The following is a 13,766-nucleotide window of genomic DNA, read 5'->3' as shown; positions in this document are numbered from 1 at the left end:
CGTCTACCGGCTCATTCGCCTGCAGACGCAACTTTCGTATTGCCCTCGACTGCAGCCATCAGCGCCTTATTGGCGCCGGCGAGATCCTCGCCTGCTGCTGCAACCCAGGTGTCATATTGGTCTTGCGCCACGACGCGGATGGCGATCGGCATGTAGGCATGGTCCTTGCCGCAAAGCTCGGAACACTGACCGTAATAAAGGCCTTCTTTCTCAGCCTTGAACCAGGTCTCGTTGATACGGCCGGGAACCGCATCGACCTTGACGCCAAAGGCCGGCATGGCGAAGGCGTGGATCACGTCGCTGGCCGTCACGAGAACGCGAACGGTGGTGTCCACCGGAACGACGATCTCATTGTCGACTGCCAGAAGACGCGGATATTCCGCCTTGTCTTCCTTGCCTGCCGAAGCGCGCTCGTCTTCTTTCAGCATCAGCGAGCTGAAGGAAAGCGGCTCTTCGAGCTGGTATTCGTAATCCCAGTACCACTGGACGCCGGTCGCCTTGATGGTGATGGCCGGCTCTTCCTTGGGCGTGTACTGCGCCGTCAGAAGCTGGAAGGACGGGACCGCGAGGAACAGGAGCACGATCACGGGGCCGACGGTCCAGACGACCTCGATCAGCGTGTTGTGGCTGGTCCGCGACGGCGTCGGATTGGCTTTTGCGCGGAAACGCACAATGCACCAGGCCAGCAGCAGCGTGACAAGGATGGTGATCGGTACGATGAACCACAGAGTGTATTCCTCGAACCAGGTGATCTCCCGCATGATGCCGGTGGCGGCGGGTTGAAAGCGCATCTGCCAGGGCTCGGGTTGCGCAGCAACGGCGCCCGTGGCGAGAAACGGCAGAGTGGCAAGGCCAACAGCGATATTCTTCATAACCCTCGTCATCTCCCGTGGCGACACGACAAAACCGACCGTTCGATTTTGCCGCAAAGGGAATTCTGGCTTTTTATAGGCGCGTTCAAAACATACTCTTATTTGAACCGCAAGGCGGGCGCGAAATGCCACGTGCGGCATTTTTGCACCCCCATCGGCAGGCTCATAGCGCCGTCCTTCATCAAAGTGCAATACCACAAAGCGTCCAAGCGTCCCATTTCCGTCGGAATCATACGCAATTGTTTTCTTTGTCCCCGCATAAACAGGTTATCCCAATCTTTGCTGACTCAGTCCCTTTTCGCCAACTGCAAACGCAGGATAAATTGTCCTGATTCGTACGGGAGCCAGGAACAATGAGTATGTCCTTCCTCAAATGCGCCGCGGCAGCGCTCGCGATGACCGTCTTTCCCGTACTGGGCGCTCAGGCCCAGCAAAGCGGAACGGTGCGCTCCACCCATGGCGCGTGGTCTATCCTCTGCGACACGCCGGCCGGCGCTTCCAGCGAACAGTGCGCCATGATGCAGAACGTGGTTGCCGAAGACCGTCCCGAGATGGGGCTTTCGGTCGTTGTTCTGCGCACCGCCGACGGAAAGGCGGAAATCCTGCGCGTTCTTGCGCCGCTTGGCGTCCTCCTTCCCAACGGGCTTGGCCTCAATGTGGACGGCAAGGACATCGGCCGGGCCTATTTCGTGCGCTGCTTCCAGGACGGCTGCTACGCCGAGGTGATCCTCGAGGATCAGCTCGTCGAGACCTTCAAGTCCGGTCAGTCGGCCACCTTCATCGTCTTCCAGACGCCGGAGGAAGGCATTGGCATTCCCGTCGATCTGAACGGTTTTGCCGCCGGTTTCGACGCCCTGCCGAAGTAATCTCACGACCGCCTGTCTGAACCGCTGCCGGATCACCACTGGATTGCACGCGCTCTCTTCCCTAAATGGAAGAGAGTTTCGACAGGATATTGTTCATGACCGCCAAATCGCTGCTTGATGCGTTCGACTGCTCGGCCGAACGACTCAAATCTCTCGTTTCCGACACGATCCGCGGCGCGGATGACGGGGAACTCTTTCTCGAATACCGGGAAGGAGAAGCGCTCGTCTTCGATGATGGTAGGCTGAAAACCGCCAATTTCAACACCGATCAGGGCTTTGGCCTGCGGGCCGTCGCCGGCGAGGCTTCGGGCTACGCGCATTCGAGCGAATTGTCGGAAGCGGCCCTGCGCCGCGCCGCCGATGCCGTTTCCACCGTCAAGGACGGTTATTCTGGAAAACTGGCCGCCGCCCCCGCCGGGACGAATCAGCGGCTTTACGGTGACGAAAATCCGATCGTTTCGCCCGGTTTCGAGGAAAAAGCGAAGCTTTTGCAGGAAATCGACGGCTGGTTGCGGGCAAAGGATGCGCGCGTGCGCCAGGTCTCGGCCTCGCTTGCCGCCTCCTGGCAGCATGTGGAAATTCTGCGCGCCGACGGCCAGATCGCGCGCGATATCCGCCCTCTCGTCCGGGTCAATGTGTCTGTCATGGTCGGCGATGGCGACCGGCAGGAGACCGGCTCCTACGGCATGGGCGGACGCAAGAGCTTTGGCGAATTCCTTGCAGAAGATTCCTGGCAGTTCGCCGCCAGCGAGGCGCTGCGTCAGGCGCTCGTCAATCTTGAGGCCGTCCCCTCGCCTGCCGGCACGTTCGACATCGTGCTCGCCAATGGCTGGCCGGGCGTGATGCTGCACGAGGCCGTTGGCCACGGGCTCGAAGGCGACTTCAACCGCAAGAAAACCTCCGCTTTCGCCGGGCTTCTGGGCGAGCAGGTCGCCGCCCGTGGCGTGACTGTGGTGGATGACGGCACGATTTCGGAACGGCGCGGCTCCCTCACCATCGACGATGAAGGCACGCCCACCGGACGCAACGTGCTGATCGAGGACGGCAAGCTGGTCGGCTACATGCAGGACCGCCAGAACGCCCGCCTCATGGGCATGGCGGCCACCGGCAATGGCCGGCGCGAATCCTATGCGCATGAGCCCATGCCGCGCATGACCAATACCTACATGACCAGCGGCGACAGGACGCCCGAGGAAATCATCGCCTCTGTGAAGAAAGGCATCTACGCCGTTTCCTTCGGCGGCGGTCAGGTGGACATCACATCCGGCAAGTTCGTGTTCGGCTGCACCGAGGCCTACATGATCGAAGACGGCAAGGTGACCCAGCCGGTGAAGGGCGCCATGCTGATCGGCAATGGCCCGGACGCCATGCACCGCGTTTCCATGGTCGGCAACGACATGAGCCTCGACAATGGCATCGGCATGTGCGGCAAGGCCGGACAAGGCGTGCCCGTGGGCGTCGGCCAGCCGCATCTGCGTATGGACCAGATGACCGTGGGCGGCACGCAGACCTGATCATGTTCGAGCGCATCGTCATACTGACCGGCGCAGGCATCTCCGCCGAATCCGGCGTGGACACGTTCCGCGACAGGAACGGTCTGTGGTCCAAGATCGACTATCGCGACGTGGCGACGCCCGAGGGCTTCGCCGCCAATCCGGTTCTGGTGCATGATTTCTACAATATGCGCCGGCGCAGGATCGCCGGGCTTGAGCCCAACGATGCGCACCGCGCACTCGCCCGGCTGGAACGCGAGTTCAAAGGCGAAGTGCTTCTGGTCACACAGAACATCGATGATCTGCATGAGCGGGCAGGCTCCACAAACCTGATCCACATGCATGGCGAACATCTGAGCGCGTTATGCGCCGATTGCGGCGCGCGCACTGCCTGGCAGGGCGACATGTCGGTGGAGACGCCCTGCCCTTCCTGCGGCGCGGTCGGCCACATGCGCCCGGATGTCGTCTGGTTCGGCGAGATGCCCTATCAGATGGAACGCATCTACACCGCACTTCGCGCCGCCGATCTCTTCATGTCCATCGGCACGTCGGGCAATGTCTATCCGGCAGCACAGTTCGTTCAGGAAGCCGGCCGCTCCGGCGCGCACACGATCGAGCTCAATCTCGAGCCCTCCGACACGTTCGATGATTTCGACGAGGCGATCCACGGGCCGGCAAGCCGCGTGGTGCCTTCCTATGTCGACATGCTCCTGAAGGGCTGATCAGCACATTTCGCGGTCAGGCGGAAACGCCCTACCGCCGCTGCGGCTTCTTTTCCAGAAGCGCCACCGCTTCCACATGCGGCGACCAGAGGAACTGGTCGATGGGCGTGACGCTGGTGACGCGATAGCCACCCTCGACAAGGATCGCCAGATCCCGCGCCAGCGTGCCCGGATTGCATGACACCGCCGCAATGCGCCGCACGGTCGAGCGGGCAAGCTGCCGGCACTGGAACTCCGCACCCGCGCGGGGAGGATCGAAAACCAGCCCGTCGAAATCCGCCAGCTCCTTGACCAGAAGCGGACGGTGGAAGAGATCGCGCTTTTCCGCCTTCACCGGCTTGAGCGACGGCCACTGCCGTGCGGCATTGTCGAGTGCGGCAAGCGCGCCAGCATCGCCCTCGGCAGCGTAGACCCGCGCCTTGTGCGCAAGCCGCAGCGCAAACGTGCCGCTGCCGGCAAAGAGGTCGGCAACGTGCTTGCAGCCTTCCAGATGCCCCGCCACGAGTGCGGCCATGGCGTTTTCCGCCTCGGCGGTCGCCTGCAGAAAGCCGGCCGGCGGAATGGCCACCGGCACACCGCCGAAGAGCACGGCCGGCTTGTTGCCTTCCACGATGATCTCGCCATCGGCGGACAGCCGCGAAACCTGCTTTGAGAGCGCCATGTCCACCACGGCCCGGCGCTGCTTTTCACCAAGCTTTCCTGCGCCCACAACCGCTATGTCGAGGCCGGACACCGTCTCGGTCACCGTCATATGGAACGGTTTTGGCGTTGCGGCGATTGCCTTTGCCAGATCCCGCAGATCATCCAGCGCCCCCGTGATGACGGGCGTGGCGACCGGACATTCCTCGATCACGACGATGCGGTGCGTCTGCGCGGCGTTGAAGCCAAGCAGGATATCCGAGCCCAGACGCCGTGCGGTGAAGGTCACGCGGCGGCGCGTCTGCGGCGGGCACGCGACAAGCGGCTCCACCGCCACATCGATGCCGCGCGCCTGCAGCGCGCGCTCCACCTTGTCGCGCTTCCAGGCGCGATAGGCTTCCTGTTCCAGATGCTGCACCGCGCAGCCGCCGCAATCGGCGAAATGACGGCACACGGGTTCGGCGCGCTCGGGTGCGGCCTGCTGCAGCTTCACCCTGCTGGCACGCCCCTTGCGCACTTCGGCTTCCACCACTTCGCCCGGTAACGCAAACGGCACATAGACAGGCCCGGACGGCGTGACCGCCACGCCATCGCCCTGTGCACCCAGATGATCAATCGTCAGAGTTTCGCTCATCGGCTCCTGCGCCCGGCCAAAAGAAATTCACGGTTTCCGTCTCCGCCCTCTATGGGCGACGGTGCAAGCCCCACGGCCTGCCAACCGGCGTTCGTCCCCAGCCAATTCTCCAGATCCGCCGCTATTTCATCGGCCCGCGCCGGATCGCGCAACAGGCCGCCCTTGCCGATGGCTTCCCGCCCCGCCTCGAACTGCGGCTTGACCAGAAAGATACCGTACGCGCCCGGCGCTGCCAGAGCGAGTGCCGGCGGCAGGGCAAGTTTCAGCGAAATGAAGCTCACATCCGACACCAGAAAATCCGGCGCGCGGCCATTCAGGTCTTCCGCCGTCAGGTGCCTTGCATTCACGCCCTCGCGCGACGTAACACGCGGATCGCCCTCGATCCGGGCATCCATCTGCCCGCTGCCCACATCGATGGCCGTGACATGGGCCGCGCCGCGCTCCAGAAGCACCTGCGTGAAACCGCCGGTCGACGCGCCGATATCGAGCGCCTCGGCCCCTTTCGGATCGAAACCGAAGACCTCGAGGCCACGCAGGAGTTTTAGCGCCGCGCGCGATACATAGGCGCTCGCCGGATCATCGACCCCGATCTCGACGGTTGGCGCGACCGTCTGGCCCGGCTTTTTCGCAGGCTTCCCGTCCACCATCACCGTGCCGCGCAGGATCGCGTCGCGCGCGCGGGCGCGGCTGTCGAAAAATCCTCGCTCTACGAGAAACTGGTCGAGCCTCATCGGAGGGTCCTGCTGGAATTGCGCATTTGGGGTGCTTTACCCGCCTGTGGCGCGCCTGCCAACCAAAACCCGCCGTTTTCAGGCGCGCGCAGCGCTCTCCGCCTGCTGACCAAGAGCGGCAAAGACGGTGCGCACGATGGCCGGGGCATCAAGGCCCGCATCCTCCACCATACGCTCCGGCTTGGCGTGGCCGATAAAGCGGTCTGGCATGGCCATGGGCCGCACCTTCACACCGCTTTCGAGCAGACCTTCATGCGCCAGGAAATTGAGCACATGCGAACCGAAACCGCCGATGGAGCCTTCCTCGATGGTGATGAGAACCTCGTGCTCCTGCGCCAGCCGGCGAATCATCTCCGTGTCCAGCGGCTTGGCGAAGCGGGCGTCGGCCACGGTCGTGGAAAGACCCGCCGCATCCAGCTCGTCCGCCGCCTTCATGCAGTCTTCAAGCCGGCCACCCAGCGAGAGAAGCGCCACCTTGGAGCCCTCGCGCATGATGCGCCCCTTGCCCAGTTCCAGCACTTCGCCGCGCTCCGGCATCTCGACGCCAATGCCATTGCCACGCGGATAGCGGAAGGCGATTGGCCCCTGATCATGTTCCACGGCGGTGCGCACCATGTGGCGCAACTCCGCCTCGTCCGCCGCCGCCATGACGACGAAATTCGGCAGGCTGGCCAGATAGGTGATGTCGAACGCACCGCAATGGGTGGCGCCATCCGCCCCCACAAAGCCGGCGCGGTCGATGGCAAAGCGAACCGGCAGGTTTTGCAGCGCCACATCATGCACCACCTGGTCATAGGCGCGCTGGAGGAAGGTCGAATAGATCGCCGCGAACGGGCGCAGCCCCTCCGTCGCCAGCCCGGCGGCAAAGGTCACCGCATGCTGCTCGGCAATGCCCACATCAAAAGTGCGTTCGGGAAACTCCTGCTCGAACAGGTCGAGCCCGGTGCCGGACGGCATCGCCGCCGTGACGGTGACGATCCGGTCGTCCTCGCGCGCTTCCTGAATGAGCGACTGGGCGAAAACCTTGGTGTAGCTCGGCGCGTTCGCCGGCGCCTTGGCCTGCGCGCCGGTGATGACGTCGAACTTGTTAACGCCATGATATTTGTCGGCGGCGGCCTCTGCGGGCGGATAACCCTTGCCCTTCTTCGTCACCACATGGATGAGCACCGGCCCCGTGCCATTGTCGCGCACATTCTTCAGAACCGGGATGAGGTGCTTGAGATTGTGCCCGTCGATGGGACCGATGTGGAAGAACCCCATTTCCTCAAACAGCGTGCCGCCGGTCACATAGCCGCGCGCATGCTCCACCGCGCGGGTGATCGCCCGGTCCACGCCCTCGCCCAGATAGGAGGTGAGTTTCTTGCCGAAATCGCGCACGCCCTGATAGGCCCGCCCCGAGGCAAGCCGCGCCAGATAGGCGCTCATCGCGCCCTGCGGCGGCGCAATCGACATGTCGTTGTCGTTGAGGATGACGATCAGCCGGGCGTCGAGAGCGCCGGCATTGTTCATCGCCTCATAGGCCATGCCCGCCGACATCGCACCATCGCCGATCACCGCAATCACATTGCGCTTTTCGCCAGCCAGCTCATGGGCAACGGCCATGCCGAGACCGGCGGAGATGGAGGTGGAGGAATGCGCGGTTCCGAACGGATCGTATTCGCTCTCCGAGCGCTTGGTGAAACCGTAGAGCCCGCCCTCCTGCCGCAGCGTGCGGATGCGATCGCGCCGCCCGGTGATGATCTTGTGCGGATAGGCCTGATGGCCCACATCCCAGATCAGCCGGTCATCGGGCGTGTCGAACACATAGTGCAGCGCCACGGTCAGCTCGACCACGCCGAGCCCTGCGCCCAGGTGCCCGCCGGTCCTGGAGACCACGTCGATCAGTTCGGCGCGCAGCTCGTCAGCAAGCTGAGGAAGCGCATCCTCGGAAAGGCGTTTGAGATCGGCAGGAATGCCGACCGTATCGAGAAGTGGAGTCTCGGGTGGCGATTTCACGCGCGTCACCTCGGCTGTTTGCATCGCTTCGACATAGGACGTCAGCTATCCAAAGTAAACGCAATGCGATGAAACAGTACAGTTTCAAGAGAGCATAATTTTTCATGATGCAAATACAAAACAACCTCCGCACAAACAAATGTACAGAGGTTGCCGATATTTTGGATTTTCCGGACTCAGCTTTCGTCGAGTGGCTCGCTGCCGGCTGCCTGCCCTTCGCGTGAGAGGCGGATCTTCTCCACCTTGTCCTCGGCTGCCTTGAGCAGCTGGTCGCAGTGCTTCTTCAGCGCCTCGCCGCGCTCATAGATCCTGATCGACTGGTCGAGCGGCACGTCGCCGCGCTCGAGATCCTCAACGATCTTCTCCAGCGCCTCGAGCGCCTGCTCGAAGCTCATGCCCTTGATGTCGCTGTTGGCTTCTTCGGCCATCTCTCACCCCTTTAACAAGCGGCCGACATGCGCAGCGACCGACACGGAAAGTCCCTGCAGGTCGTACCCACCTTCAAGCAGGCTGACAAGGCGACCCTGTGACAAACGATCGGCCCGCTCCATCAGAACGCCCGTCGCCCAGTCGAAATCCTCGGCGTCCAGATTGATCTCGGCAAGCGGGTCGCGGCGGTGCGCGTCGAAGCCTGCCGAAATGATGATCAGATCGGGCGAAAACCGGTCGAGCGCCGGCAGAATGACCTTGTCGAACGCCTCGCGGAAAACCTCCGAACCGGAGCCGGCGGCAAGCGGCGCGTTGAAGATGTTGCCCGCCCCCGTTTCATGGGCCGCACCCGTTCCCGGAAAGAGCGGCATCTGGTGCGTGGAGCAGTAAAGAACGCTCGGATCGTCCCAGAAAATCTCCTGCGTTCCGTTTCCGTGATGCACGTCCCAGTCAACGATGGCGACACGCTCCGCGCCGTGCTTCTTCTGGGCATGGCGCGCGGCGATGGCCGCATTGTTGAACAGGCAGAACCCCATGGCGCGGTTCTTCTCGGCATGGTGGCCGGGCGGACGACCTGCCACGAACACGTTGCCGGTATCGCCGGAAAACACGTCGTCCACACCGGCCAGCGCGCCGCCGATGGCGGTCAGCGCCGCTTCAAAGCTCTTCGGACTGATGATCGTGTCTTCATCGATGCGCGCCATCCCCTCTTCGGGAATGTTCGCCTTCACCTTGTCGAGATGCTCCTGCGGATGTGCGTAGAGCACGGTCTCTTCATCGGCGAGCGGCGCTTCCAGCCGCTCCAGATAGGTGAAGGGCTCGTCGTCGAGCCGATCCACGATCACCCGTAATCGGTCCGCCCGCTCCGGGTGGCCGGGTGGTGTGATGTGCTCACGGCAGATCGAATGCGTGTAGAAACGGGTGTTCATGTCATAACTGTAATTGCCAAAGCATAACTTGGCCATGACAGGATTTCGCGCAGTGGTCGCATGTCAACAGGCTTTCACCCGGCCTTTTGGGCCGGATGGATGCTTTCATGCCCGCTGTCACAGCCCCTGGGGCTGTTTTTCTTACATGATGTCGGTCGAAGCGATCTCGATACCGAAACCTTCAAGCCCCACATAATGGCGCTCGCGGGAGGCCATCAGCTTGATCGAGGAAATGCCCAGATCCTTCAGGATCTGCGCGCCAAGGCCGATCTCGCGCCACTCGCTCTCGCGCCGCAGGGCTTCGTCATGATCCTCGCGATCTTCGTTGCCGGCCGGACGGCGGCGGTTCTGATGGGCAACGCCCACCGACCCCTCGCGCAGATAGACCAGAACGCCACGACCAAGGCCGTTCATGCGCTCCATGGCCTCGCGCAGGCGCTCTTCCGTGCCGAACACGTCCGTCACCACGTCCTCGGTGTGAAGACGCACGGGAATGTCGACGCCGTCGCGAATGTCGCCGAAGACGATGGCCAGATGCTGCATGGCTTCCCAGGGAAGCGTGTAGGCATGGGCCTTTGCAGGGCCGCTCGGCGTGTCGATGTCAAAACTCGCCACCCGCTCCACCAGCGTTTCCTGACGCTGGCGATAGGCGATGAGATCGGCGACCGACACCTGCTTGAGGCCATTCTTCTCGGCAAAGGCGGAGACTTGGGGTCCACGCATCACCGTGCCGTCATCATTGACCAGTTCGCAGATCACGCCAACCGGCGGCAGGCCGGCGAGCTTGCACAGATCGACAGCCGCTTCCGTATGGCCCGAGCGCATCAGCACCCCGCCCTCGCGCGCCACCAGCGGGAAAATGTGTCCCGGTCGCACAAAGTCGCCGGGGCCGACATTGGGGTTCGCCAGATTGCGCACGGTCAGCGTGCGGTCATCAGCCGAAATGCCGGTGGTCGTGCCATGTTTGAAATCGACGCTGACGGTAAAGGCCGTGGAATGCGGCGCATCGTTCTCGGCCACCATCGGCGTCAGGTTCAGCCGCCGCGCTTCGCCCTGCGGCATGGGTGCGCAGACGATGCCGGAGGTGTGGCGCACGATGAAGGCCATGTTCTCGGGCGTGCAGTGCACGGCGGCGACAATCAGATCGCCCTCGTTTTCGCGCCCGTCATCATCCATGACGACAACGATCTCGCCCTTTTCAAAGGCGCGCAGGGCTTCAACGACCTTCTTCTGGTCATAGGGCATGGGAAAACTCCTCAGATGCGACCGGTCTGGCCACGGTGCCGCAGATAATGATCGGCGATTGCGCAGGCCACCATTGCCTCGGCAATCGGCACCGCGCGGATGCCCACACAGGGATCGTGCCGGCCTTTGGTCAGAACATCGACCTCATTGCCGTCCCTGTCGATGCTCTGGCGCGGCGTCAGGATCGACGAGGTCGGCTTGACGGCGAAGCGCGCCACGATGGGCTCACCGGTGGAGATGCCGCCCAGAATGCCGCCGGCATTGTTGCTCAGAAAGCGCGGGGTTCCGTCATTGCCCATGCGCATCTCGTCGGCGTTTTCCTCGCCGGTGATCCGCGCCGCCTCGAAACCATTGCCGATCTCCACGCCCTTCACGGCGTTGATCGACATCAGATTGGCGCAGATATCCTGATCGAGCTTGGCGTAGATCGGCGCGCCGAGACCGGCCGGCACGTCTTCCGCCACAACCTCGATCACCGCGCCCACCGACGAACCCGCCTTGCGGATGCCGTCGAGATATTCGGTAAACACCGGAACCGAGTTCGGGTCAGGTGTGAAGAAGGGATTGTCCGCATTGCCGATGAAATCCCAGTCCCAGTTGGCCCGGTCGATTTCCTTCTCGCCCATGGCGACAAGCGCTGCGCGCACATTCATGCCCGGCACGACCTTGCGGGCGAGCGCGCCTGCGGCAACCCGCGTCGCCGTCTCGCGCGCCGAAGAACGGCCACCGCCGCGATAGTCGCGCAGACCGTATTTCGTCTCGTAGGTGTAGTCCGCATGCCCCGGCCGGAATCGCCTGGCGATCTCGCCATAGTCTTTCGAGCGCTGGTCAACATTCTCGATCAGCATGGAGACCGGAGTGCCGGTGGTGATCAGCGTTTCGCCGTCCTCATCCGGCAGCACGCCCGACAGGATCTTCACCTGATCCGGCTCGCGGCGCTGGGTGACGAAACGCGACTGCCCCGGACGCCGCTTGTCGAGCTCGGCCTGGATCTCGGCCAGCGTGAAACGAATGCCGGGCGGGCAGCCATCGATCACGCAGCCTATGGCCGGGCCATGGCTCTCGCCCCAGGTGGTGACACGAAACAGATGACCGAATGTGTTGTGAGACATGAATGCAGGCTTCCAGAAAACAGACAGCCCGACCATCGAGCGCGTCCCCGAGAGCCGGTCGTTTCGCTTCTATTGGCCTTTGCGGGTGCGGTCAAACCGGATTGCCTAATGCGAAAGTTTTGACACAATTAGGTGGTTTACAAAATTGAAGGGATTCGCGCCCCGGATACGGGCGCCACATAGAAATCCGAGAGGTGTGGAATGCGCATTTTCGCCGCGGCAGTGGGATTATTAATGCTTGCCTCATCCGCCTTTGCCCTCGACGCCGAGGGCAAGGTTCGCAATGTGGACCCGGACAATCTCACCATCACGCTTGAAAATGGCCAGACCTACAAGCTGCCGAGCGAGATGGACGTTTCCGCCATTCAGCCCGGCATGGAAGTGGTTCTCGCCTATCGGGAAGTCGACAATGGCGTGAAGCAGATCACGGACATGCTTCTGCCCGAGTGAGCCTTACAGCCAGTCTGCCGAACCACTCTCAAACCGCAGGATGCGATCCTGCGGTATGGTGAGCGCAGCCGCTTCATCGCTGGACGCATGGCCCAGCAGGTAAAGAAGCGAGCGGATCACGCCGCCATGGGTGACACAGACGGTCGGCCCCTTGACCTCTCCAAGCCACGGCTTGATGCGCTCAGCCAGCTTTTCATAGCTCTCTGCATTGTCGCCCGGCGGGACAAATCCCCATTTGTCGTTTGAACGGGCTGCCGTGCAGCCGGGATTTTCCGCTTCCAGCTCGGCATAGGTAAAGCCCTGCCAGTCGCCGAAATTCAGTTCCATCAGCCGGGGATCGGTGCGGTATGCCTCGCGCGGCAGGCCAAGGCCTGCGCGCACACGCTCCATCGTCTCGCGCGTACGTCGTAACGGGCTTGCGACAAAATCAAAGCCATCCGCATTGTGATCGAGAAGATCGGCAAGGCGAATGCCATTACGGTCGGCCTGAACCTGACCAACCGCATTGATATCAGTATCGGCCTGCCCCTGAAGACGCTCTTCGGCGTTCCAGGCCGTCTGGCCGTGTCTGATGATATAGAGGGTGGGAAGCACTGCGGGCCTTCTGACTTGGAGCATCGGACCGAAAAGCAGGAACCGGCTTTCGGGTATTCCGATGCTCCATCACTGGTTAGGATCGTCCTTTGCGCGTTCGAATGAACGCAGGCCGATCTACTCCGTCACGACAGAAATATCGGGAGCGTCCACGGCCTTCATGCCGACCACGTGATAGCCGGAATCGACATGCAGCACTTCGCCCGTCACGCCGCGCGAGAGATGCGACAGCATGTAGAGAGCGGAATCGCCCACCTCATCGGTGGTGACAACGCGCTTGAGCGGCGAGTTGTACTCGTTCCAGCGCAGAATGTAGCGGAAATCGCCGATGCCCGAAGCCGCCAGCGTCTTGATCGGGCCAGCCGAAATGGCGTTGACACGAATGTTGCTGCCGCCCAGATCGACCGCCATATAACGCACGCTCGCCTCTAGCGCGGCCTTGGCGACGCCCATGACATTGTAGTGCGGCATCACCTTCTCGGCGCCGTAATAGGTGAGCGTCAGGATGGAGCCACCATCGGTCATCAGCGGCTCGGCGCGCTTGGCAAGCGCGGTGAGCGAATAGACCGAGATGTCCATGCTGCGCAGGAAGTTGTTGCGGCTCGTATCGACATAACGGCCGGTCAGCTCGTCCTTGTCGGAGAAAGCGACGGCATGGACCAGGAAGTCCAGCTTGCCCCATTCCTTCTCAAGCTTCTCGAACACCGCATCGACGCTGTCCATGTCGGTCACGTCGCAGTGACCGGCGACGATCGCGCCCAGCTCTTCAGCCAGCGGCTCGACGCGCTTCTTCAGGGCGTCGCCCTGATAGGTCAAAGCAAGCTCTGCGCCAGCATTGGCGCACGCCTTGGCGATACCCCAGGCGATCGAGCGGTTGTTGGCGACACCCAGAATGAGCCCGCGCTTTCCGGCCATCAGGCCATTGCCACTTGTCATGGAATGGTTCTCCGAATTCAATTGCCGAAGCGTCATGCTTTCACCAGAAGGCGCGGCGCTTCATCACTCCAACTACCTGCATAGCACGACCGGGCGATTCCCGACCGCGCAATATAAAT

General features: G+C 62.5%; 14 protein-coding genes. 4 read left to right on the top strand and 10 right to left on the bottom strand.

The genetic code is table 11. From position 1 onward, the window contains the following. Positions 1 to 11 precede the first annotated feature (11 nt). Positions 12 to 872 (bottom strand): cytochrome c oxidase subunit II, encoded by an 861-nt coding sequence (gene coxB / locus NDI72_RS00575; RefSeq protein WP_162742254.1) that lies wholly within the window; start codon positions 870 to 872, stop codon positions 12 to 14. A 395-nt stretch (positions 873 to 1,267) separates the two neighbouring features. On the opposite strand from coxB, the gene NDI72_RS00570 reads away from it, so the two are divergent. From NDI72_RS00570 to NDI72_RS00560, 3 genes are all read left to right on the top strand, one after another. Further along, positions 1,268 to 1,738, top strand: a complete 471-nt coding sequence (locus NDI72_RS00570; RefSeq protein ID WP_224873325.1) for an invasion associated locus B family protein — start codon at positions 1,268 to 1,270, stop codon at positions 1,736 to 1,738. Between the two features lie 95 nt (positions 1,739 to 1,833). Then, entirely contained in the window at positions 1,834 to 3,252 is a 1,419-nt protein-coding gene (gene tldD / locus NDI72_RS00565; protein ID WP_206993742.1) for a metalloprotease TldD, read from the top strand. 2 nt (positions 3,253 to 3,254) lie between these two features. Then, positions 3,255 to 3,953, top strand: a complete 699-nt coding sequence (locus NDI72_RS00560) for an NAD-dependent deacylase (protein ID WP_210347651.1) — start codon at positions 3,255 to 3,257, stop codon at positions 3,951 to 3,953. A gap of 31 nt (positions 3,954 to 3,984) precedes the next feature. Here NDI72_RS00560 and NDI72_RS00555 read toward each other — a convergent pair whose 3' ends face one another. The 7 genes from NDI72_RS00555 to aroC all read right to left on the bottom strand — a co-directional run bounded on the left by NDI72_RS00555 (position 3,985) and on the right by aroC (position 11,667). Continuing rightward, entirely contained in the window at positions 3,985 to 5,226 is a 1,242-nt protein-coding gene (locus NDI72_RS00555; RefSeq protein WP_283799259.1) for a class I SAM-dependent RNA methyltransferase, read from the bottom strand. Then, entirely contained in the window at positions 5,223 to 5,957 is a 735-nt protein-coding gene (locus tag NDI72_RS00550; RefSeq protein WP_206545848.1) for a TlyA family RNA methyltransferase, read from the bottom strand. Before NDI72_RS00550 ends, NDI72_RS00555 begins: the two co-directional genes overlap by 4 nt. A 78-nt stretch (positions 5,958 to 6,035) precedes the next feature. Further along, positions 6,036 to 7,976 carry a 1-deoxy-D-xylulose-5-phosphate synthase gene (dxs, locus tag NDI72_RS00545; protein WP_502888361.1) on the bottom strand — a complete coding sequence of 647 codons (1,941 nt, stop codon included), beginning with the start codon at positions 7,974 to 7,976 and terminating at the stop codon, positions 6,036 to 6,038. A gap of 152 nt (positions 7,977 to 8,128) precedes the next feature. Then, on the bottom strand, positions 8,129 to 8,380 hold the full coding sequence (locus NDI72_RS00540) for an exodeoxyribonuclease VII small subunit (protein WP_113154519.1): 252 nt from the start codon (positions 8,378 to 8,380) through the stop codon (positions 8,129 to 8,131). 3 nt (positions 8,381 to 8,383) lie between these two features. Then, positions 8,384 to 9,310, bottom strand: a complete 927-nt coding sequence (locus NDI72_RS00535; RefSeq protein WP_283799443.1) for a histone deacetylase family protein — start codon at positions 9,308 to 9,310, stop codon at positions 8,384 to 8,386. A gap of 141 nt (positions 9,311 to 9,451) precedes the next feature. Next, on the bottom strand, positions 9,452 to 10,555 hold the full coding sequence (ribB, locus tag NDI72_RS00530; protein WP_113154518.1) for a 3,4-dihydroxy-2-butanone-4-phosphate synthase: 1,104 nt from the start codon (positions 10,553 to 10,555) through the stop codon (positions 9,452 to 9,454). Positions 10,556 to 10,566: 11 nt separating this feature from the next. After that, positions 10,567 to 11,667, bottom strand: coding sequence for a chorismate synthase (gene aroC / locus NDI72_RS00525; protein ID WP_283799257.1), 1,101 nt, complete (start codon positions 11,665 to 11,667; stop codon positions 10,567 to 10,569). A gap of 201 nt (positions 11,668 to 11,868) precedes the next feature. Here aroC and NDI72_RS00520 point away from each other — a divergent pair, with 201 nt between their 5' ends. After that, positions 11,869 to 12,117, top strand: a complete 249-nt coding sequence (locus tag NDI72_RS00520) for a DUF1344 domain-containing protein (RefSeq protein ID WP_113154517.1) — start codon at positions 11,869 to 11,871, stop codon at positions 12,115 to 12,117. Between the two features lie 3 nt (positions 12,118 to 12,120). Here NDI72_RS00520 and NDI72_RS00515 read toward each other — a convergent pair whose 3' ends face one another. Together NDI72_RS00515 and fabI are read right to left on the bottom strand one after the other, a co-directional pair. Then, positions 12,121 to 12,711 carry a histidine phosphatase family protein gene (locus NDI72_RS00515; protein ID WP_113154516.1) on the bottom strand — a complete coding sequence of 197 codons (591 nt, stop codon included), beginning with the start codon at positions 12,709 to 12,711 and terminating at the stop codon, positions 12,121 to 12,123. 117 nt (positions 12,712 to 12,828) lie between these two features. Further along, positions 12,829 to 13,647, bottom strand: a complete 819-nt coding sequence (gene fabI / locus NDI72_RS00510) for an enoyl-ACP reductase FabI (RefSeq protein WP_283799256.1) — start codon at positions 13,645 to 13,647, stop codon at positions 12,829 to 12,831. Positions 13,648 to 13,766 lie beyond the last annotated feature (119 nt).

Source organism: Nitratireductor sp. GZWM139 (genome assembly GCF_030068685.1).
In the GTDB taxonomy this organism is placed as follows: Bacteria; Pseudomonadota; Alphaproteobacteria; order Rhizobiales; family Rhizobiaceae; genus Nitratireductor; species Nitratireductor aquimarinus.
This window is presented reverse-complemented; position numbering and strand designations above follow the sequence as displayed.

Coding starts and splice junctions, on each gene's coding strand:
- coxB (WP_162742254.1), bottom strand. CDS start 872: ATGAAGAATATCGCTGTTGGCCTTGCCACTCTGCCGTTTCTCGCCACG.
- NDI72_RS00570 (WP_224873325.1), top strand. CDS start 1,268: ATGACCGTCTTTCCCGTACTGGGCGCTCAGGCCCAGCAAAGCGGAACG.
- tldD (WP_206993742.1), top strand. CDS start 1,834: ATGACCGCCAAATCGCTGCTTGATGCGTTCGACTGCTCGGCCGAACGA.
- NDI72_RS00560 (WP_210347651.1), top strand. CDS start 3,255: ATGTTCGAGCGCATCGTCATACTGACCGGCGCAGGCATCTCCGCCGAA.
- NDI72_RS00555 (WP_283799259.1), bottom strand. CDS start 5,226: ATGAGCGAAACTCTGACGATTGATCATCTGGGTGCACAGGGCGATGGC.
- NDI72_RS00550 (WP_206545848.1), bottom strand. CDS start 5,957: ATGAGGCTCGACCAGTTTCTCGTAGAGCGAGGATTTTTCGACAGCCGC.
- dxs (WP_502888361.1), bottom strand. CDS start 7,976: ATGCAAACAGCCGAGGTGACGCGCGTGAAATCGCCACCCGAGACTCCA.
- NDI72_RS00540 (WP_113154519.1), bottom strand. CDS start 8,380: ATGGCCGAAGAAGCCAACAGCGACATCAAGGGCATGAGCTTCGAGCAG.
- NDI72_RS00535 (WP_283799443.1), bottom strand. CDS start 9,310: ATGAACACCCGTTTCTACACGCATTCGATCTGCCGTGAGCACATCACA.
- ribB (WP_113154518.1), bottom strand. CDS start 10,555: ATGCCCTATGACCAGAAGAAGGTCGTTGAAGCCCTGCGCGCCTTTGAA.
- aroC (WP_283799257.1), bottom strand. CDS start 11,667: ATGTCTCACAACACATTCGGTCATCTGTTTCGTGTCACCACCTGGGGC.
- NDI72_RS00520 (WP_113154517.1), top strand. CDS start 11,869: ATGCGCATTTTCGCCGCGGCAGTGGGATTATTAATGCTTGCCTCATCC.
- fabI (WP_283799256.1), bottom strand. CDS start 13,647: ATGACAAGTGGCAATGGCCTGATGGCCGGAAAGCGCGGGCTCATTCTG.